Here is an 18,610-nt window from a genome sequence, read left to right on the forward strand (position 1 = left end):
CGGGACCTTTAACCGCGACCGGGGCGAAACGAAATGGTGTCAGATCGAATAGAGCTGTTCGGGTCCGGGAAAGGCGCGTGATCGCACATCGTCCGAATAGCGCTCAACCGCGGCGGAAATGCGGCCGGCCATGTCGTCGTAACGCTTCACGAAGCGCGCGGTGCGGTCGAACAGACCCAGCATGTCCTCCGCCACCAGCACTTGCCCGTCGCATTCGGCCGATGCGCCGATACCGATGACCGGGCAGGCGACGGCACCGGTGATCGATCTTGCCAGCGGCTCCACCACACCTTCCACCACCAGTGCAAAGGCGCCGGCATCGGCAATCGCACGCGCGTCGGCCAGGATCTTGTCCTGCTCGCCCGCGTCGCGGCCGCGCGCGCCATAGCCGCCCAGCGCGTTCACCGCCTGTGGCGTCAGCCCGACATGGCCGATAACAGGGATGCCGCGCTGGGTCAGGAAGGCGACGGTTTTCGCCATTGCCTCCCCGCCCTCCAGCTTGACGCCCGCCGCGCCCGTTTCGGCCATGATCTTCGCAGCATTGGTGAACGCCTGTTCGGGAGAGGCTTCATACGTGCCGAACGGCATGTCGATGATGACCACCGAATGATAGCTGCCGCGCACCACCGCCGTGCCGTGCGCGATCATCATGTCGATCGTGACCGACAAGGTGGATGGCAGGCCGTAGATGACCTGGCCCAGGCTGTCGCCGACCAGCAGCATGTCGCAATGCGCGTCCATGATCTGCGCCATGCGCGCGGTATAGGCGGTCAGCATCACGATCGGCTCGCCGCCCTTGCGCTTCTGGATCGCGGGCACGGTCAGCCGCCGCATCGGCTTTGGCGTCGGGTTGGCGCGACTTGTCGCGGTGTCCAGGGTAAAGGTGGTCGACATGGCGTCGCGCTCTACGCCCCTGTCGCCCGGCGGCCAAGCCCGTTTACTGCAGCCACCCGCGCCGCCACCCGCGCGTCGCCAGCGAAATCTGCACGATCGCGATGCCCAGGATCAGCAGCGGAAAGGGCAGCACGGCGACCGCGCCCTTTGCCGCGACGATATCGGTCGCCAGAAAAACCCAGCCGAACTGCACCACGACCGCCACCAGCGACAGGATGAACAGCGGCCGCGCCAAACGCCGCCTGAGCCACAAGGCGACGGCCCCGAACAGCCCCGACCAGGTGGCGATGCCGTAGATCCAGACAAACCAGCCGGGACGCGATCGGTAGAAGGCGCGATCATATTCGCTCATCGCCGCCAGCCGCGTTTCGTTCATCGACACGTCACTGTAAAACGCAAAGATGCCGGCCAGCCCCCACAGGATCAACAGAACGGCCACGACCCCGAACCAGCGTGGCGGTGCTTGGCGGACATAAGCGGGCAACAGCGTCTCCCATAAACAATGGCCTGGATGCGTGATAGCGGCCCTCCCGCCCCGCCGCAAACACCCCCCGGCCGCTCAGCGCAGCGCTTCGTCCCACATATCGCTCGAAAAACCGACGAGCACGTCATCGCCATGCTCGACCACAGGCCGCCTGATGAGCGAAGGGTGCGCGACCATCAGCGCGATCGCGGCATCCCGATCCTGCACGTCGCGCACTTCCGCCGGCAATTTGCGATAGGTCGTGCCCGCCCGGTTCAACAGCCGTTCCCACCCGACCCGTTCGGCCCAGCGGGCAAGCCGGGCTGCGTCCGCCCCCTCGCGCTTGTAGTCGTGGAATTGATAAGCCAAGCCCGCCGCCTCCAGCCAGCCCCTGGCCTTCTTGACGGTGCCGCAATTGGGAATGCCATAGATTTCGATCGTCATGACCGCCTTTTTCCGGCGCCCGCCCGCTCCGGTCAAGCGCAGCCATGCCGCAGCGTTAACCCTAAATTCGCGAAGCACTGCCATGGTCGGACGGCATGGGGCGGGTTTTCATCTGGATGGCTGCGATGATCGCGGCGCTGGCGGCACTGTTATATGCCGCCGGTCCCGCGCGGCCCGGTGCGCGTGCCGGCCTGATCGGCGAATCGGTCGCGACCTGTATCGCCCCGGTTCGGCCCGGCGAATCCTTTGCCGACCTGCTGGCCCGGCGTATCCCGCTGGATTGTTCAGGCAACCAGACGAAATACGGCTCCGGCGATTTCTGGGCGTCGTCAGGCGCCCTGCGCGCCGACGCCGCAAATGGCGAACTGCGCCTGCGAATGGCCAGCCTGTGGCAACATCACATGTCAATCGGCGTCCTCCATGCCGACGGCCATGTCGCCTGGCTTCACGCCAGCTCGCGCAGTGTTTCACGGCATCTCCAACTGGGTGCCATCCTTCAATTCGACGTGCCAGCCCATGCCGCGCCGGTCACGCGCATCGTCTGGCGGATCGACGGCGTGGCGAACCGGCGCGGGGTTCTGAACGGCGTCCACCTTGCCGACCGGCATCTCGCCGACCGGTCGAACCTTTGGATGGCAACGCTCTATGCCGGGTTTGGCGGCCTGGCGCTGGCGCTGCTGATCTATAATTTCGCGCTTTGGGGGGCACTGCGGCACGAATTTCAGCTCGCTTATTGCCTGATGCTGTCGATGCTGCTGCTCTATGCACTGTCGACATCGGGTTTCCTTGCCTGGGTCATGCCGGGCATCGACAACAACAACCGGCTGCGGATCAATTATATGACGCTGGCGGCGTCGGCCGCTGCCGCCCTGACGTTCGCGCGCACATATTTCGAGCGGCGCGTGTTCGAAGGCGGGCTTGGCCGCGTCGTCGACATCGTGATCGGTGGCGTGGTCGGCACGGGGATCGCCATCGCGCTGTTCGCCGATTGGTGGATCGTGCCGCTCGACATCGCCTTCTCGGTGGCCTGCGCGGCGCTGATCGCGATCCTGCCGTTGATCGTCTGGCGCGCATGGGCCGAGCGCAGCCGATATCTGTGGATGTTCGCCATGGCATGGTCGGCGCCGATCGTGATGGCGGCCGCGCGCATCATCCAGTCGTTCAACCTGTTCGGATGGAACTTCTGGCTCGACAATTCGACGCTGATGGCGATGGCGATCGAAGCGCTGCTGTCCAGCCTGGCGATCGCCTATCGCATCCGGTTGTTGTCGGCGGAGCGCGATAACGCCGTTGCACAGGGCGCGGTCGACCGGTTGCTGGCGGCGACCGATCCGCTGACCGGCCTGCTCAACCGGCGCGCCTTCCTGAACCGCGCGATCGGCCGTGCGGGGCGCCAGCAATTGCTGCTGATCGACATCGACCATTTCAAACGCGTCAACGAAACGCTGGGCCATGATGGCGGCGACGAAGTGCTGCGCGTGGTCGCGCGCGTGCTGCGCCGGACGGCGGGCGCCGGCACGCTGGTCGCCCGTCTGGGCGGGGAGGAATTCGCGCTGGTCGCCGATGCCGACGCCGCGATAGACCCCGATCGGCTGCTGGCCGACCTTCGCGCGACGCGGATGCCGTTCGACATGGGCGTCACCGCCAGCATCGGCGCCTGCACCGGCTTCCTGTCAAGCGACGTGCACTGGAAACAACTGTATAAATGCGCCGACCTTGCGCTGTTCGAGGCCAAGGCCGGTGGACGCGACCGCGCTCGCGTTGTAACGGGGCTGGCGGTCGCCGCCTGAGCGCGATAGGAATCCATCGCGTGGATCGTCCGCACGGAGCCTGTTCGCCATGTATCGCCGCCGCCTGGGCCTTTCGATCGCGTTGCTTGCCTTTGTCGTGCTGATCGCGGTCAAGCCGCAGACGGGCACGATCCGTCTGTCGCTTGACACGCCCCGGGATGAGCGGCCCGTCGCGGTCGAGGCCGGCATCGAACTGGGCCGTTTCGCGATCTCGATCCTGGTGCGCGAAGCCAGTCGCCGCCAGCCCTGATCGCCGCGATCACGACATGAGTTGACGGGCACGTCAACCTGCTTACACTCGTGTCAATGAGAGAGGATGATACGGTCTGGCGGGACCATTACCGTCACCCCGGCCAGTGGGATCGTGACTTCCCGCCGGCGACGATGGTCGAGCTGTTCGAACAGTCGGCGGCCAGTCATGGTCAGCGCCCGCTGATCGACTTCATGGGCCGCAAGTTCAGCTATGCCGAAACGCTGGACGGTGCCAATCGCGTCGCCTGTGGCCTGGTGCGGATGGGGTATGGGCCGGGCGACCGGATCGGGCTGTTCCTGCCCAATGTCCCCCATTACCTCGCCGCCTATTACGGCATCCTCAAGCTGGGGGCGACGGCGGTCAACTTCTCCCCGCTCTATACCGTTGACGAACTCGCGCATCAGGTGGCCGATTCGGGCACCCGACTGCTGTTCACGCTGTCGGCGACGGCGTTGCTGCCCACCGCGATCAAGGTGCTCGACAAGAGCGCGCTTGAACGGCTGGTGGTCGGTTCGGTCGCGGGGGCGCTGCCCGCGACCAAATCGGTGCTGTATCGCTGGTTCAAATCGCGTGAGATTGCTGAACGGCCCGACGATGATCGCATCACCGCCTTTTCGGCGCTGATCGACAATGACGGCGGCTGCCCGACGCCGCCGCTCGACCCGATGCGCGACCTGGCGCTCATCCAATATACCGGCGGCACCACCGGCGTGCCCAAGGGCGCGATGCTGAGCCATCAGAACCTGTCGGCCAATGCGCGACAGGTGGCGCTGCTGGACCCGCAACTGGGCACGACCACCGACCGCATCCTGGGCGCCTTGCCGATGTTCCACGTCTTCGCCAACACCTGCGTTCTCAACCGAACCGTCGTGACCGGCGGGGAGATCGTGCTGCTGCCGCGCTTTGATGCGGGACAGGTGCTGGCGGCGATCGCGCGGACATCGGCCACCGCTCTGCCGGGGGTGCCCACCATGTATCGCGCGCTGCTCGATCATCCGGCGCTGTCGCGCACCGACCTGTCGTCGCTTCGCATCTGCATTTCGGGCGGCGCGCCCCTGCCCGCCGAACTCAAGGCCAAGTTCGAGGCGGCGACCGGCGCGACGCTGATCGAGGGCTATGGCCTGTCCGAAAGCTCCGGCGTGGTTTCGGCCAACCCTTATGAAGCGGACGGCAAGTCGGGCACCATCGGCCAGCCAATTCCCGCCACGCGCGTCAAGCTGGTCGATAAGGAAGACCCCGCCCACCCCGCGCCCGATGGCGAACCCGGCGAGATCGTCGTTGCAGGACCCCAGATCATGTGCGGATACTGGCAGCGTCCTGACGCCGATAAAGAGGTGTTCGTGACCGACAGCGACGGCACGCGCTGGCTGCGGACGGGCGATGTCGGGGAGATCGACGGCAACGGCTTCATCCGCATCGTCGACCGGCTGAAGGACATGATCGCGGTCGGCGGGTTCAAGGTGTTTCCCAGCCAGATCGAAGCGATTCTCTATCATCACGACGCCGTGCGCGAAGCGCTGGTGATCGGAATGCCCGATGCCTATCGCGGGGAAGTGCCGCGCGCCTATGTCACGCTGGAGGCCGATACCGACGTGACCGGCGAAGCGATTCGCGACTGGCTAAACCCCCAGCTCGGCAAGCATGAGCGGGTGGACGAGGTGGTCGTGCGGCTGGCGTTGCCCAAGACGATGATCGGCAAGCTCAGCCGCAAGGATCTGGTGAAGGAAGTGATGGCCGAAGCGGCGTCATTATAACCCGCCGCGCTTGCCCGTTTCGCGCGTGACATCGGCGCACTTTTGTAGGACTACATCCCGGCAATGATAGCGCGAACATGCGCGCATCGTTCGGGAGAGTGGCAATGAATCGAACAAGCATTTCACGACCGGGCCGGCTCCGCCTGACCCTGATGGCGATCGGCTTGGCAGCTGGTTGCGCGATGGCGGTTCCGGCGCTGGCGCAAAGCGATCGCATGGCGCCGATCGCGACGCCGGCGCAGCCGACCGCGATCGACCTGAAAACCGGACCCATGCCCGGCGCCACGGCCAGCGAGGCGTGGCACAGCCAATATGGCAGCGTCTTTGCCCGCAACGTGACCAGCGCGACGCTGACGCCGTTCCTGCCCGATCCGGCCAAGGCGACCGGCGCGGCGGTGATCGTCGCGCCCGGCGGCGGCTTTCGCACGCTGTCGATGGAGAATGAGGGCTGGGACGTCGCCAAGGGGCTGGCGGCAAAGGGCGTGGCGGCATTCGTTCTCAAATATCGCCTGAACCCGACCCCTGCCGAAATGGCCGAGTTCGAACGGTCGAGCCAGATGCCACCGCCCGGCGGTGCCGCGCGCCCACGCCCCAGCCCGCAGGAGCGGATGGCGGGGATCGCCCCGATGCTGACCGACGCCCGCGCCGCCTTTGCGCTGGTGCGCCAGCGCGCGAACGAGTGGAAGGTCGACCCTGACCGGATCGGCATGGTCGGCTTTTCGGCGGGCGCGATGCTGACCATGGCGACGGCGCTGAACGGGCAGGACGCCAAGCCCGCGTTCATCGGCAACATCTATGGCCCGGTCAGCGCGATGGAGGTGCCGGCGGACGCGCCGCCGATGTTCGTCGCGCTGGCGGCGGACGATCCATTGTTCGGCGGCACCGATTTCGGCCTGATCGAAAACTGGAAGGCCGCCAAGCGGCCCGTCGAGTTCCATCTGTATGAACAGGGCGGACACGGGTTCGGCATGTATCAGAAGGAAACCACCAGCACCGGCTGGTTCGACGCCTTTGTCGACTGGATCGGGATGCACGGGATGCTCAAGCCCGCCGCATGAGAAGGTTCGCGTGCCGGTGGCTTTGCGCGACCGGCACGCCTTGCCCGCTATCGCAGCAACGCAAACAGTGCGTCGAACAGGGTGGCGCCCGCCAGCGGCATCAGAAGCAGCAGGAGCAGGTTCACCGCGATCGCCCAGGTAAACCGGGCCTCGGCCTTCTTGTCCAGCCGCGGCGCGGCCGGGCGTGATGGCGGCTCGGGCGGCGGGGGCCAGTCGCCGTTGAAATTGACGAACATCGCATCCTCTCCCTTTTTTATGTGCCCAGTGTGCCACGCCAACGCGGGCGCGCAACCCCGCCCGGTGCCTTAATCAGGTCGCATCACCGCTTTCAGGTTCATGAATTCATGCAGTCCCCACGGCCCAAGCTCCCGGCCATGGCCCGATCGCTTGATCCCGCCAAAGGGCGCCTGTGGGACCGATGCCAGCATCTGATTGACCGCCACCATCCCGCATTGCAGGTCGCGGACCAGGCGGCCTTCTTCTTCCGCGTCCGTGGTCCAGATCGACGAGCCGAGACCGAACGGCACGTCATTGGCCAGCGCAACGGCGGCATCGAGGTCATCGACGCGGAACAGCATCGCGACCGGGCCGAACATTTCTTCGCGCGCGACATCGCTGTCGGGATCGACATCGCACAGGATGCCGGGGGTCAGATAAGCGCCGGGCAGGTCGGGCTTCTGCGCGCCGAACAGCAGCTGCGCGCCCTGATCGCGGGCGCGTGACACCTGCTCGAAAACGGTATCACGCTGTTCGAAGCTGGAAAGCGGGCCGATATCGGTGTCCGGCGCCATCGGGTCACCCAGTCGAGCCGCGCCCATCGCGGCCGTGAACTTTTCCAGAAACGCGTCATAGACCGCCGCGTGCACGATGATTCGCTTGGCACAAATGCATGATTGGCCGGCATTCTGAATACGGGCCTTGGCCCCAACCTCGGCCGCGTTGTCCAGATCGGCGCTGGCCATGACGATGAACGGGTCCGACCCGCCCAGTTCAAGCACCACCTTCTTCAACGCGCGTCCCGCCGCTTCGGCAACCTTTTGCCCCGCGCCCTCGCTGCCGGTCAGGGTGACGGCGGCGATGCGGTCGTCGGCGATCAGCGCGGCGACCATGTCCGACTTGACGGCCAGGTTCTGGAACAGCCCCTCGGGCGCGCCGGCCTCCAGCGCCATCTCCTCAATCAGCGCGGCACAGCGTTGTGTGATCGAGGCATGCTTCAGCAGGCCGACATTCCCCGCCAGGATCGTCGGCGCCATGAAGCGCACCACCTGCCAGTAAGGGAAGTTCCAAGGCATCACCGCCAGCACCGGACCCAACGGCTGCCACGTCGCCGTCGCCCGCCCACCGTCATAAGCGACTTCGTGATCGGTAAGAAAGGAAGGGCCGTCCTCGGCGTAGAAACGGAAACCGGCGACGCATTTCTCGACCTCGGCAATCGCGGACTTGAGCGTCTTGCCCATCTCCCGCGTCGCGGTGCGCGCCAGCCGGTCCTTGTTCGCTTCAAACGCGTCGGCGATCCGGTGCAACAACGCGGCGCGCTCCGCGATCGGGGTCAGGCGCCATGTGCGGAACCGATCCACCGCGCGCGCGACCCGCGCCTCGACCTCGCCCGCGTCGAGTTCCTCGACCGGCGGGTTCGGTTCGCCGGTGGCGGGGTTCATGGTTTCGAACATGACAGGCGGTCCTTTGCGGCGGGTGTTTCCATGACAACACCTTTGCGCGCGGTTCGCTCCACCCCATTGCAAGCGGCCCCCATCCTGCCGCATAGCGGATAAATGGCAGAAGAACCCGGCATCGCCGAGCTTTCGTTCGAGGACGCGCTCAAGGAACTGGAACGCATTGTCGGCCGCCTTGAAAGCGGGGACGCGTCGCTCCAGGAAGCGATCGACCTTTACGAACGCGGCGACCAGTTGAAGCGGCAATGCGCCGCCCGCCTCGACGCGGCACAGGCCCGGATCGAGGCGATCCGCACCGACGGCGAAGGCCGCGTCGCGGGCACGGTCCCTTTCGCCGGCTGATGGGCATGACGCTTGCCAGCCCCAGCCTCGCGCTCAGGAACGCGATGCGCGAAATCACCGCGGAGATGGATCGGCAATTCGACGCGCTGCTGCCCATTCCCGACGATGCGCGCGGCAACCTGTATCGCGCGATGCGGCACGCGACGATCGGCGGCGGCAAGCGGCTGCGCCCGTTGCTGGTGTTCGCCACCGCCCGGTTGTTCGGTGTCGATCGCCAAGCGGCTGCCCGCGTCGCCACCGCGATCGAATGCATCCATGTCTACAGCCTGGTGCACGACGACCTGCCCGCGATGGACGACGACGACATGCGCCGTGGCAAGCCGACGGTGCACAAGGTGTTCGACGAAGCGACCGCGATCCTCGCGGGTGATTGCCTGCACGCGCTGGCGTTCGAAGTGCTGGCGGACGAGCGCACGCACCCCGACCCCTTTGTCCGATCCGAACTGATCCAGTGCCTGGCCCATGCATCCGGCCCGGCCGGGATGGCGGGCGGGCAGATGATGGACCTTGAGGCCGAACGCGCCAGCTTCGACCTGGCCACCGTCACCCGGCTTCAGGCGATGAAGACCGGTGCGCTGATCGCCTGCTCGGTCGAAGCGGGCGCGATCCTTGGCCGCGTCGCGCCGGAGGGGCGCACCGGGTTAAAGGGCTATGCCCGCGATATCGGCCTTGCCTTCCAGATCGCCGATGACCTGCTCGATGTCGAGGGCGACGAGGACAAGGTGGGCAAGGCGCTTCGCAAGGACGGCGGCGCGGGCAAGGAAACCTTCGTCTCGCTGCTGGGGGTCGAACGTGCGCGCGAACAGGCGCGAATGCTGGTCGATCAGGCGGTGGCCCATCTTCATGCCTATGGCGCGGAGGCCGATCTGCTGCGCGACCTTGCCCGCTACACGCTCGAACGCGACCGCTAAAAGGCTTCTCCTCCATGACGACGCGCACCGCCGTTTATCCCGGCACCTTCGATCCGGTGACGCTGGGTCACATGGACATTATCAGCCGCGCGGCGCGCATCGTCGACCGGCTGGTCATCGGCGTCACCACCAATCCGTCCAAATCGCCCATGTTCACGCTGGACGAGCGCATGGAAATGGTTCGCCGCGAAGTCGCGGGGGTCGAGGGCGAGATCCATGTCGTCGCGTTCGATTCGCTGCTGATGGATTTTGCCGAGCGCGAAGGGGCCGAAATGATCGTGCGCGGCCTGCGCGCCGTTGCCGATTTCGAATATGAATACCAGATGGCGGGCATGAACCAGCAACTGAACGACCGGATCGAAACGGTTTTCCTGATGGCGGACGTGTCGCTGCAGCCCATCGCCAGCCGGCTGGTCAAGGAAATCGCGCTTTATGGCGGCAACATTACCCGCTTTGTCGGCCCTGCGGTCGCGGCCGACGTGACCGCACGCGTCGCGACCATCGGTCGCAAGGGCAGCTAGCCGCCCTCTCCCATTTGCAGCGCGGGCGTTCTGGTCTAGACCCCGCGCGATTGTCCGATCCCTGGGGTATCCATGCGTTTTCTTCTCTCGCTTCTCGCGCTTGTCGGCATCGGGCTGGCATCGCCCGCCTCGGCCCAGCTCATCGATAGCCCCGTTGCCGGGCGAAAGACGCCGCCGCCAACCACCGACAAGGAAAATCTGTGGCTGCTCGACCTGTCGACCGGCGGGCGGGTGACGATCTGGCTGCGCCCCGATGTCGCGCCCAAGATGGTCGAGCGGATCAAGACGCTGACGCGGCAGAAATTCTATGATGGCATCGTCTTTCATCGCGTGATCGAGGGATTCATGGCCCAGTCGGGCGATCCCAAGGGGGATGGCAGCGGCGGTTCGGACCTGCCCGACCTGCCCGCCGAGTTCAGTTATCTGCCGCATGTGCGCGGCGCGGTTTCGGCCGCGCGGCAGGGCGCCCCGCAAGGCGCCACGCCGGAACAGAAAAAAGCGGCGGAGGACAGCGCCAACAGCCAGTTCTTCATCATGTTCACGCCGCGCCTCAGCCTCGACAAGGATTACAGCGTGTTCGGGCGCGTGATCGGCGGAATGGAATATGTCGATTCGATCCCGCGTGGAGAGCCGCCCGCGACTCCGGCGCGGATCGTCCATGCCTGGATCGCCGCCGACAATCCCCCCGCCTATCAGCCCCCTGCCCCCGCGGCTGCGCTGCCGGAGGGTGAGCAGGAAGTGACGCTGCCGGGCACGAAGTAAGCGCGTCGTGCAGGTCGACCTGTTCGATTTCGAACTGCCGCCAGAACGCATTGCGCTGCGCCCCGCCGCGCCGCGCGACGCCGCGCGGATGCTGGTGCTGGAGGGCGCAGCGACACGCGACGCGATCGTCCGCGAACTGCCCGCCTGTCTGCGTCCCGGCGACTGTCTGGTGTTCAACGACACGCGCGTGATTCCCGCTCAGCTTGAGGGGACGCGCGGCGAGGCCCGGATCGGTGCCACGCTGCACAAGCGCGAAGGGCCACGCCGCTGGCGCGCGTTCATCCGCAATGCAAAGCGGTTGCATGACGGGGACATCATCGAATTCGGCAGCGACGTGACCGCGACCGCCAGCGACCGCGCCGCCGATGGCAGCTTCGCGCTGGACTTCGCGGGCGACGAGCCGGTGGAGCTGCTGCTGGAACGCGCGGGGCGAATGCCGCTGCCGCCCTATATCGCCGCAAAGCGCCCGACCGACGCACGCGACGCCGACGATTACCAGACGATGTTCGCAAAAGAGGCCGGGGCCGTCGCCGCGCCCACGGCGGCGCTGCATTTCACACCCGGCCTGATCGCCGCGCTGGAGGCCGCCGGGATCGGCCATGCTACGCTGACGCTGCATGTCGGTGCGGGCACGTTCCTGCCAGTCAAGGCGGACGATACCGCCGACCATGCGATGCACGCCGAATGGGGCCGCATCGACGCCGCCACCGCTGACCGGCTGAACGCCGTGCGCGCGGGCGGCGGACGCGTCATCGCGGTCGGCACCACCAGCCTGCGCCTGATTGAAAGTGCCGCGGGCGACGACCAGGTGATCCGCCCGTTCGAGGGCGACACCGCGATCTTCATCACGCCGGGCTATCGCTTTCGCGGGATCGACGGGCTGATGACCAACTTCCACCTGCCGCGATCGACGCTGTTCATGCTGGTGTCGGCGCTGATGGGGCTGGAGCGGATGCAGGCGGCTTATGCCCATGCGATCGCCGACGGCTATCGCTTCTACTCTTACGGCGATGCCTCGCTGCTGCTGCCCTGAACGCGGCGAGCGGGCATGAAAAAGGGCGCGGCAGGGTTTCCCGCCGCGCCCGTTTTTTGTCCGACCGTCCGGCCGCGCCGATTATTCGGCAGCGGCGGTTTCGGTGCGGCGTGGATCGCGGCGTTCGGCGATACGTGCCGACTTGCCGGTGCGGCCGCGCAGATAATAGAGCTTCGCACGACGCACGACACCGCGACGGACGACTTCGATGCTGTCGATGTTCGGCGAATAAAGCGGGAAGACGCGCTCGACGCCCTCACCGAACGACATCTTGCGGACGGTGAAGTTGGAACCCATGCCCTTGTTCGAACGCGCGATGCACACGCCTTCGTAGTTCTGGACACGGCGGCGTTCGCCTTCGACCACGTTCACGCCGACCTTCAGCGTGTCGCCCGGACGGAAGTCGGGGATATTCTTGTTCGCCAGGAACTTGGCGATCTGTTCGGCCTCAATCTGCTGGATCAGGTTCATGTCTGTTCGTCCCGGTCTGTTCGCTGCGCGCCAGAGGGAGTGCTGACCCGAACGCCACTGTGGCGCTCCCAAAGGTCGGGCCTCCTTAGCCGTGTATCGGTCTCGGCCATGTGCTTTCGCCATGCCGCGATCCGCGCATGATCCCCCGATCGCAGCACTTCGGGGATCATGCGCCCTTCCCATTCGACGGGTCGGGTATATTGCGGATATTCGAGGAGGCCGCTTTCGAAGCTTTCCTCGTCTCCGCTCGAAGCCGCGCCCATTACGCCGGGAATCAGCCGAACGCAAGCATCCAGCGTGACCAGCGCGCCCATCTCACCGCCCGACAGCACATAATCGCCGATCGACACCGGCTCGATCGGCCGCCCTTCGAACAGGCGTTCGTCGAACCCCTCGAACCGGCCGCACAGGATCGACACGCCCGGCCCCGCCGCCAGTTCGCGCACCCGCGCCTGGGTCAGCGGCGCGCCCCGCGGCGTCATCGCCAGCATCGGGCGATCATAGCCGACATGATCGCACGCCGCCGCCAGCACATCGGCGCGCAGCACCATCCCCGCCCCGCCGCCCGCCGGCGTATCGTCAACCGAACGGTGGCGATCGGCCGCAAAATCGCGAATCTGGACCGTCTCAAACGACCAGCGTTCCTCGCGCAGCCCCCTTCCCGCCAGCGAAGCCCCGAGCGGGCCGGGAAACATTTCCGGGTAAAGCGTTAGGACGGTGGCGGCGAACATGGCATCTCCATGCGTCGGGGCGTGCGCGAAAGGCAAGGACATGGACGATTGCATCATCATCGGTGCCGGACCCGCGGGGCTGACGGCGGCGATCTATCTGGCGCGCTATCATCTGTCGGTGCGGCTGTTCGACTGCGGGTCCAGTCGCGCGGCGATGATCCCGCGCACGCATAATCATGCGGGCTATCCCGGCGGCATCACCGGTCCCGACCTGCTGGCGCGGATGCGCGAACAGGCCGCATCATTCGGGGTGGTCAGTGAGAATTGCCGCGTCACTGCGCTTGAACCGGGCGCGGACGGATTCCGCGTCGCTTGCGACGACCGCGAATGGCGCGCGCGCACCGTCCTGCTGGCAACGGGCGTGGTGAACCATCGGCCATCCGGCATGGCCGACGCACTGCATGACGAGGCGCTGTTACGCGGCCTGCTGCGCTACTGCCCGATCTGCGACGGCTATGAGGTGACCGACAAGCGCGTCGGCGTGATCGGCACGGGCGACCATGGGATGCGAGAGGCGCTGTTCCTGCGTAGCTATACCGCCGAGGTGACGCTGATCGCACCCGAACGCCACCAACTGGACGCCGAATGCGAAGCCGCGCTGGACCGCGCGGGCATCATCCGGGTCGAGGGGCCGTGCGGCGACTATGCCATCACCGGCGACCGGCTGAGCGTGGCGACGGCAGATGGGACGATGACGTTCGACAGCGTCTATCCTGCGCTCGGTTCCACCATCCGCTCCCACCTCGCCGTCGCGGCGGGCGCGAACGCTGGGGATGGCGGATGCCTGACCGTCGACGACCATATGCGAACCAGCGTGACCGGCCTTTTCGCTGCCGGGGACGTCGTGCTGGGGCTGGACCAGATCTCCAACGCCATGGGGCAGGCGGGCGTCGCATCGACCGCGATCCGCAACCATTTGAACGAACAGGCGCCGCTGCGGCGTTAGAACCAAACCCGAACCCCGGCGACGAAGGACACCCCCCCGGTTTCACCCCCCGCCGACCGGGTAAGGCGCGCGGTGCGGCCAAGCTGGCGCTCCCACGACACGCCGACATAGGGGGCGAACTCGCGGGCGACCTCGTAACGCAATCGCAGCCCCGCTTCCGCATCGGTGACGCCCGCGCCGACGCCCATTTCATGCACGTCCCGTGCCGACAGGTTCAGCTCGCCGCGCGGTTGCAGCACCCACCAGTTGGTCAGCCGCTGGTCGTAATAAGCCTCAGCGCGCGCGAACACTTCGCCCTTGTCGGACAGGAACAGCGTACCCTCGACATCGAACCAATAGGGTGCCAGCGCCTCGACCCCCACGCTGGCATAGCTGCGGCGGACGCCCGCCCCCAGATCCTGACGCACGCCCAGTTGCAGATTGGCATAGGCATCCAGCGCGCGCGAATAAAGGAGTTGCGCCTCCGCATGGCCCAGCGGCCCGGCAAAATCGCCCTCCCCCTCGCTCTTCAGCACGACGCGGTGGATATCGCCGCCGAACCATGCCGCGCCTTCCCAGCGATAGCCGTCGCGGCCGCCGCGCACCTGCATTTCGGCCAGGTCGAACATGACCTGATTGAACGCCATCCCGCCATGTTCGCGGCGCAGCGCATCAGCGGCGGCGGCCATAACGTCCTGTCCGAAAAAAGCCGCTGCGGCCTCACCCGGAAACGCGCGGGGTGGCGGTGCATTGCCCGCACTCTTGGGTGTCGACGGCAGAGTGCAATGTCCCATCGCGGCATGTTCGGGCGTGCATTGCGGCGCGGCAGACTTGGGCGCGGATGGCGGGGTGCAGTGTCCCATCGCCGCATGTTCGGGCGTGCATTCCGACGCGGAGGGCTTTGGCGCGGCGGGCATCGTGCAATGCCCCATAGCGGCATGCTCGGCGGTGCAGGCGGCCGGGGCCTGTGGCGCGGGCATCGAATGCCCCTGATGCTGCGGCGGCAGCGGGGCGGCGGCCAGCGTGAGCGCGAGGAGTGGGACCATCATGCCACCGCTCCCGCTTCGTTGCGGACCTGAACGACCTGCATCATGCCTGCGTGCATGTGATAGAGCATGTGGCAGTGAAACGCCCAGTCGCCTGGGTCGGCGGTGACATCCCAGCTTACCTTCCCGCCGGGCTGAACCAGCACCGTATGCTTGCGCGGCGAATGGTCGCCATGCCCCGTCACCAGTTCAAAGAAATGGCCGTGCAGATGGATGGGGTGGCCCATCATCGTGTCGTTGACCAGCGTGACCCGCACCCGCTCCCCCGAGCGCATCGGGATGGGCGCGTCGACATGGGCGAATTTCACACCGTCGAAACTCCACATATAGCGTTCCATGTTGCCGGTCAGATGGATTTCGATCTCGCGACCGGGCGCGCGGGTATCGGGATTGCGATTCAGCGCGACGAGCTGACGATAGGTCAGGGTGCGGTGGCCGACACCTTCCAGGCCCTGTCCCGGCTCGCTTGTTCGATCGACGGGCATGGGCGAGATCGTCTGCACGCCGGGACCGGGCCGAACCTGTGGCGCGACGGAGAAGTCGCGCATGTCGTGCTCCATCGCGTGCCCGCCGCTGTCGGGCGAACAATGGCCAACCGCGGCGTGTTCGGGCGCGCAGTCGCCGCCCATCGCCCCCATGCCCATGTCGCGCATCATCGCGACCGGGCGGGTGCGAAGCGGCGGGACGGCCGCCGTCATGCCGATGCGCGGCGCCAGCGTGGCGCGGGCCATGCCCGACCGATCAATGCTCTCGCCCACGATCGTCCATGCGCGGTCCCCGGCGGGGGTCACGACCACGTCATAGGTTTCGGCGGGTGCGAACTGGAACTCGTCCACCTCGACCGGCCGCACATTCTGACCATCGGCCGCGACGACCGTCATCGGCTGGCCGGGGATGCGGACGTTGAAGGTCGTCATCGCGCTGGCATTGATGAAACGCAGCCGCACCCGCTCGCCCGGCTGGAACAGCGCAGTCCAGTTGTCGGCGGGACCATGGCCGTTGACGAGGTAGGTATAGGTTGATCCGGTCACATCGGCGATGTCGGTCGGGTCCATCCGCATCGCGCCCCATTCAGCGCGCGTGCCCCCATCCTGATCGCGCCCGGCAAGCAGCCCGCCCAGTGTCTGGCGCTGGCGGTTGAAATAGCCCGGCTCCAGCTTCAATCGGCGAAAGATGGCGTGCGGATGCAGCGGGCTGTGATCGGACAGGACGACGACATGCTCGCGGTCGAACGCGACCGGATCGGCCCCGGCGGGGTCGATCACGATCGGGCCGTAATGCCCCATCTGCTCCTGAAGCCCCGAATGGCTGTGATACCAATAGGTGCCCGACTGAACGACGGGAAATTCATAGGTAAAGCGGCTGCGGGCCGGGATGCCGGGAAAGCTGACGCCAGGCACGCCGTCCATCTGAAACGGCAGGATGAGGCCATGCCAGTGGACCGATGTTTCCTCATCCAGCCGGTTGTCGACATGAATGCGGACGTTCTGCCCCTCTTTCAGCCGGATCAGCGGCGCGGGCGCATGACCGTTGATGCCGATGCCATGGCTGGTGCGCCCGTCGACACGACGCATCAGGTGGTCAACGGTCAGGGTGATTTCCTCGCCCGTCAATTCGGGCAACGCTGCGCCATTGGAAACCGGGCTGGCCCAGCCGGCCCAATGCGCGGCCAGCGCCAGCCCGCCGCCCGCGATCCCGGCACCGCGCAGCAAGGCGCGCCGGTCGATGATATGATTCATGAGATGCCATCCGTGTCGCGCAGCCACCGGGGCCGCGCTGGTCATTGATCCCGGCCGCATCACAACGGCCGACGCGGAATCAGGCGGCGCGCGGCGGCGGGGGCACGGGGCCGCGGATCGGCGCGGCGGTCAGGCCAAGCAAAACCGAATCCGGCTTGCCTCGCGGGGCGATCGCCGCCCCCGGCGCGACCGGCGCGGATTGCGGCAGGGCGGCGCAGGCGACTGCACAAGCCATTGCTTGCGGCGCAGCTTCGCCAGGTTGTTGCCCCGGCTTATCACAATGGCCGTGCGCGGCGGCCGCCGACACCGGCGCTGCGGCCACCGAACGACAACCCAGGCCCGCACTGACCAGCAACGCCAGCGCGAGCAGCAGCAGCGCGGCCTGACGGATCAGGCCAAGGGGATATGCGCGGGACACCATTCCCGATCGATCTAGGGCGCCGGCGTGCGATCGGCAACCAGTGCGGTGAGGTCGACCTCTTCCGCCATGCGACGGAACCCGGCGGGCGACGTGTGCAGCCCGTCGCCTTCGTCGTAACGCTTGTCCAGCCGGTCGGGCCGCGCGGGATCGGCGGTCGCACGGTCCATGTCGATCACGCTGTCGAACCGTCCCGGCGTGCGGATCCAATCGTTGATCGCGCGCCGCGCCGCCTCTGCGTCGGGGGTCGCGTGATAATATTCGCTGGCGCCGAACGGCATGACCGTGGCCCCGTGGATACGGATGCCGCGCGCTTGGGCGCGCTCGATTATCTGGGAAAAGGCCGCAGTCAGCCGCCCGACCAGCGCCTGATAATCCGCTTGGGTCGCACCCTCCGTGCGCGACAGGCCGCCCAGATCGTTGACGCCTTCCAGCACGATCAGGTCGGTGACACGCGGCAGCGCCAGCACGTCGCGGTCCAGCCGCGCGATCGCGTTCGGGCCGAGGCCGTCGACCAGGATATTGTTGCCGCCAATCCCCTGATTCAGAACCGACATGCCACGCGTGCGCGGATCGGCCTGCAACCGCCGCGCCAGCACGTCGGTCCAGCGATCATTGCCGTTGGTGGTCGAACCGCGCCCGTCCGTGATCGAATCGCCCAGCACCACGACGGCGCCGCGCGCGGGACAGGCTTCTACTTCGATGCCCGACAACAGGAACCAGTGTTCGGTCGGCTGCGCGCCGGTCAGCGTCGCGGCACGCGTGGCATCACCCTTTGCCAGCCACGATGTGGCGCGCGAACCGGGGTGCGAGGTCTGCTCGCCCGGCTCGCCCGCGACGTGCAGCGTTACCGCCAGATCGTCAAAGGCGGCAACGGGCATCGCCACCGGATCGGACAGCCAGTCGGCCCCCGCGGGAACCCGTGTTCCCGGCTGACCCGCGAACCGCAGCGGCACCAGGCTGTCGGGCGTTACTGCATGGCCGTCATTGCGGACCGGCCGTGCGATCGACGCACCGCGCACCTCCAGCGGCTTGGTGCCGAACGCGTTCGAGATGCGGACGCGCACACGCTTGCCGCCGGTCGACATGCGCGCGACCTGTCGCAGGCTGGCATCGTCCAGCGCGCCGGGTGCCAGCCGATTGTCGCCCCCCGGCACCATCTGGGCCGATGCCCATGCCGGTTGCCACGCGCATGTCTGCGCCCACGCGCTGCCCGGCATCATCGCCAGCATCACCGCCAAACCGATCGCCCGCATCCCATCCTCCCCACAAACAAAAATGGCCGGCCCCGCACGGGACCGGCCGGTCTGGCACTTCATGCAAGAAGCACCGGAATAGTCATCAGAAGTTCGCGCGGATACCCGCCAGCACCTGACGCCCGG

The 18,610-nt window shown here is 66.8% G+C and carries 21 protein-coding genes; 10 read left to right on the forward strand and 11 right to left on the reverse strand.

The genetic code is table 11. The features are described 5' to 3' along the window. Positions 1–39 precede the first annotated feature (39 nt). The 3 genes from panB to VL973_RS12020 all read right to left on the reverse strand — a co-directional run bounded on the left by panB (position 40) and on the right by VL973_RS12020 (position 1,801). Positions 40–894: a 3-methyl-2-oxobutanoate hydroxymethyltransferase gene (gene panB, locus VL973_RS12010; RefSeq protein WP_325284260.1), complete on the reverse strand. Its 855-nt coding sequence runs from the start codon at positions 892–894 to the stop codon at positions 40–42. A gap of 43 nt (positions 895–937) precedes the next feature. Next, positions 938–1,378 (reverse strand): hypothetical protein, encoded by a 441-nt coding sequence (locus VL973_RS12015; protein ID WP_325284261.1) that lies wholly within the window; start codon positions 1,376–1,378, stop codon positions 938–940. 75 nt (positions 1,379–1,453) lie between these two features. Next, positions 1,454–1,801 (reverse strand): arsenate reductase, encoded by a 348-nt coding sequence (locus tag VL973_RS12020; RefSeq protein WP_325284262.1) that lies wholly within the window; start codon positions 1,799–1,801, stop codon positions 1,454–1,456. Between the two features lie 95 nt (positions 1,802–1,896). Between VL973_RS12020 and VL973_RS12025 the strand changes: the two genes are divergently transcribed. The 4 genes from VL973_RS12025 to VL973_RS12040 all read left to right on the forward strand — a co-directional run bounded on the left by VL973_RS12025 (position 1,897) and on the right by VL973_RS12040 (position 6,656). Further along, complete coding sequence (locus VL973_RS12025; RefSeq protein ID WP_325284263.1) at positions 1,897–3,591, forward strand: GGDEF domain-containing protein; 1,695 nt, start codon at positions 1,897–1,899, stop codon at positions 3,589–3,591. Positions 3,592–3,640: 49 nt separating this feature from the next. Then, positions 3,641–3,841 carry a hypothetical protein gene (locus VL973_RS12030; RefSeq protein ID WP_325284264.1) on the forward strand — a complete coding sequence of 67 codons (201 nt, stop codon included), beginning with the start codon at positions 3,641–3,643 and terminating at the stop codon, positions 3,839–3,841. A 56-nt stretch (positions 3,842–3,897) separates the two neighbouring features. Beyond that, positions 3,898–5,598, forward strand: a complete 1,701-nt coding sequence (locus VL973_RS12035) for a long-chain-fatty-acid--CoA ligase (RefSeq protein ID WP_325284265.1) — start codon at positions 3,898–3,900, stop codon at positions 5,596–5,598. 152 nt (positions 5,599–5,750) lie between these two features. Next, a complete protein-coding gene (locus VL973_RS12040; RefSeq protein ID WP_325284281.1) occupies positions 5,751–6,656 on the forward strand; it encodes an alpha/beta hydrolase in 906 nt (301 codons plus the stop codon). A gap of 47 nt (positions 6,657–6,703) precedes the next feature. Here the strand turns inward: VL973_RS12040 and VL973_RS12045 are convergent, their stop codons facing one another. Both VL973_RS12045 and VL973_RS12050 read right to left on the reverse strand, forming a co-directional pair. Further along, the gene (locus tag VL973_RS12045) at positions 6,704–6,892 is read right to left on the reverse strand and encodes a hypothetical protein (RefSeq protein ID WP_325284266.1); all 189 of its coding nucleotides are present in this window, start codon (positions 6,890–6,892) and stop codon (positions 6,704–6,706) included. Positions 6,893–6,961: 69 nt separating this feature from the next. After that, the gene (locus VL973_RS12050) at positions 6,962–8,326 is read right to left on the reverse strand and encodes an NAD-dependent succinate-semialdehyde dehydrogenase (RefSeq protein ID WP_325284267.1); all 1,365 of its coding nucleotides are present in this window, start codon (positions 8,324–8,326) and stop codon (positions 6,962–6,964) included. A 102-nt stretch (positions 8,327–8,428) separates the two neighbouring features. Between VL973_RS12050 and VL973_RS12055 the strand changes: the two genes are divergently transcribed. From VL973_RS12055 to queA, 5 genes are all read left to right on the forward strand, one after another. Beyond that, a complete protein-coding gene (locus VL973_RS12055; protein ID WP_325284268.1) occupies positions 8,429–8,671 on the forward strand; it encodes an exodeoxyribonuclease VII small subunit in 243 nt (80 codons plus the stop codon). Between the two features lie 44 nt (positions 8,672–8,715). Continuing rightward, entirely contained in the window at positions 8,716–9,582 is an 867-nt protein-coding gene (locus VL973_RS12060) for a polyprenyl synthetase family protein (protein ID WP_414712241.1), read from the forward strand. 14 nt (positions 9,583–9,596) lie between these two features. Next, a complete protein-coding gene (gene coaD, locus VL973_RS12065) occupies positions 9,597–10,103 on the forward strand; it encodes a pantetheine-phosphate adenylyltransferase (RefSeq protein ID WP_325284270.1) in 507 nt (168 codons plus the stop codon). 72 nt (positions 10,104–10,175) lie between these two features. Further along, on the forward strand, positions 10,176–10,865 hold the full coding sequence (locus VL973_RS12070; RefSeq protein ID WP_325284271.1) for a peptidylprolyl isomerase: 690 nt from the start codon (positions 10,176–10,178) through the stop codon (positions 10,863–10,865). Positions 10,866–10,872: 7 nt separating this feature from the next. Beyond that, on the forward strand, positions 10,873–11,898 hold the full coding sequence (gene queA / locus VL973_RS12075) for a tRNA preQ1(34) S-adenosylmethionine ribosyltransferase-isomerase QueA (protein ID WP_325284272.1): 1,026 nt from the start codon (positions 10,873–10,875) through the stop codon (positions 11,896–11,898). Positions 11,899–11,979: 81 nt separating this feature from the next. Here the strand turns inward: queA and rplS are convergent, their stop codons facing one another. After that, on the reverse strand, positions 11,980–12,369 hold the full coding sequence (gene rplS, locus VL973_RS12080) for a 50S ribosomal protein L19 (protein ID WP_325284273.1): 390 nt from the start codon (positions 12,367–12,369) through the stop codon (positions 11,980–11,982). Beyond that, positions 12,366–13,100, reverse strand: a complete 735-nt coding sequence (gene trmD / locus VL973_RS12085; protein WP_325284274.1) for a tRNA (guanosine(37)-N1)-methyltransferase TrmD — start codon at positions 13,098–13,100, stop codon at positions 12,366–12,368. The genes rplS and trmD overlap by 4 nt, the downstream gene beginning before the upstream one ends. A 40-nt stretch (positions 13,101–13,140) precedes the next feature. On the opposite strand from trmD, the gene VL973_RS12090 reads away from it, so the two are divergent. Further along, positions 13,141–14,046, forward strand: coding sequence for an NAD(P)/FAD-dependent oxidoreductase (locus VL973_RS12090; protein WP_325284275.1), 906 nt, complete (start codon positions 13,141–13,143; stop codon positions 14,044–14,046). Here VL973_RS12090 and VL973_RS12095 read toward each other — a convergent pair. The 4 genes from VL973_RS12095 to VL973_RS12110 form a co-directional block, all read right to left on the reverse strand. Further along, on the reverse strand, positions 14,043–15,074 hold the full coding sequence (locus tag VL973_RS12095; protein WP_325284276.1) for a copper resistance protein B: 1,032 nt from the start codon (positions 15,072–15,074) through the stop codon (positions 14,043–14,045). The two genes, VL973_RS12090 and VL973_RS12095, sit on opposite strands and share 4 nt — an antisense overlap. Then, a complete protein-coding gene (locus tag VL973_RS12100; RefSeq protein WP_325284277.1) occupies positions 15,071–16,810 on the reverse strand; it encodes a copper resistance system multicopper oxidase in 1,740 nt (579 codons plus the stop codon). Before VL973_RS12100 ends, VL973_RS12095 begins: the two co-directional genes overlap by 4 nt. Positions 16,811–16,889: 79 nt before the next feature. Continuing rightward, on the reverse strand, positions 16,890–17,231 hold the full coding sequence (locus VL973_RS12105) for a hypothetical protein (protein WP_325284278.1): 342 nt from the start codon (positions 17,229–17,231) through the stop codon (positions 16,890–16,892). A gap of 11 nt (positions 17,232–17,242) precedes the next feature. Continuing rightward, on the reverse strand, positions 17,243–18,484 hold the full coding sequence (locus VL973_RS12110; protein WP_325284279.1) for an SGNH/GDSL hydrolase family protein: 1,242 nt from the start codon (positions 18,482–18,484) through the stop codon (positions 17,243–17,245). Between the last annotated feature and the right edge of the window lie 126 nt (positions 18,485–18,610).

The sequence above is a fragment of the Sphingomonas sp. genome (assembly GCF_035490575.1).
In the GTDB taxonomy this organism is placed as follows: domain Bacteria; phylum Pseudomonadota; class Alphaproteobacteria; order Sphingomonadales; family Sphingomonadaceae; genus Sphingomonas.

What these genes read in the sequence shown, in the direction of transcription:
- panB (WP_325284260.1), bottom strand. Translation starts at nt 894, where the DNA reads ATGTCGACCACCTTTACCCTGGACACCGCGACAAGTCGCGCCAACCCG.
- VL973_RS12020 (WP_325284262.1), bottom strand. Translation starts at nt 1,801, where the DNA reads ATGACGATCGAAATCTATGGCATTCCCAATTGCGGCACCGTCAAGAAG.
- VL973_RS12025 (WP_325284263.1), top strand. Translation starts at nt 1,897, where the DNA reads ATGGGGCGGGTTTTCATCTGGATGGCTGCGATGATCGCGGCGCTGGCG.
- VL973_RS12030 (WP_325284264.1), top strand. Translation starts at nt 3,641, where the DNA reads ATGTATCGCCGCCGCCTGGGCCTTTCGATCGCGTTGCTTGCCTTTGTC.
- VL973_RS12035 (WP_325284265.1), top strand. Translation starts at nt 3,898, where the DNA reads ATGAGAGAGGATGATACGGTCTGGCGGGACCATTACCGTCACCCCGGC.
- VL973_RS12040 (WP_325284281.1), top strand. Translation starts at nt 5,751, where the DNA reads ATGGCGATCGGCTTGGCAGCTGGTTGCGCGATGGCGGTTCCGGCGCTG.
- VL973_RS12045 (WP_325284266.1), bottom strand. Translation starts at nt 6,892, where the DNA reads ATGTTCGTCAATTTCAACGGCGACTGGCCCCCGCCGCCCGAGCCGCCA.
- VL973_RS12050 (WP_325284267.1), bottom strand. Translation starts at nt 8,326, where the DNA reads ATGTTCGAAACCATGAACCCCGCCACCGGCGAACCGAACCCGCCGGTC.
- VL973_RS12055 (WP_325284268.1), top strand. Translation starts at nt 8,429, where the DNA reads ATGGCAGAAGAACCCGGCATCGCCGAGCTTTCGTTCGAGGACGCGCTC.
- VL973_RS12060 (WP_414712241.1), top strand. Translation starts at nt 8,716, where the DNA reads ATGCGCGAAATCACCGCGGAGATGGATCGGCAATTCGACGCGCTGCTG.
- coaD (WP_325284270.1), top strand. Translation starts at nt 9,597, where the DNA reads ATGACGACGCGCACCGCCGTTTATCCCGGCACCTTCGATCCGGTGACG.
- VL973_RS12070 (WP_325284271.1), top strand. Translation starts at nt 10,176, where the DNA reads ATGCGTTTTCTTCTCTCGCTTCTCGCGCTTGTCGGCATCGGGCTGGCA.
- rplS (WP_325284273.1), bottom strand. Translation starts at nt 12,369, where the DNA reads ATGAACCTGATCCAGCAGATTGAGGCCGAACAGATCGCCAAGTTCCTG.
- trmD (WP_325284274.1), bottom strand. Translation starts at nt 13,100, where the DNA reads ATGTTCGCCGCCACCGTCCTAACGCTTTACCCGGAAATGTTTCCCGGC.
- VL973_RS12090 (WP_325284275.1), top strand. Translation starts at nt 13,141, where the DNA reads ATGGACGATTGCATCATCATCGGTGCCGGACCCGCGGGGCTGACGGCG.
- VL973_RS12095 (WP_325284276.1), bottom strand. Translation starts at nt 15,074, where the DNA reads ATGATGGTCCCACTCCTCGCGCTCACGCTGGCCGCCGCCCCGCTGCCG.
- VL973_RS12100 (WP_325284277.1), bottom strand. Translation starts at nt 16,810, where the DNA reads ATGAATCATATCATCGACCGGCGCGCCTTGCTGCGCGGTGCCGGGATC.
- VL973_RS12105 (WP_325284278.1), bottom strand. Translation starts at nt 17,231, where the DNA reads ATGGTGTCCCGCGCATATCCCCTTGGCCTGATCCGTCAGGCCGCGCTG.
- VL973_RS12110 (WP_325284279.1), bottom strand. Translation starts at nt 18,484, where the DNA reads ATGCGGGCGATCGGTTTGGCGGTGATGCTGGCGATGATGCCGGGCAGC.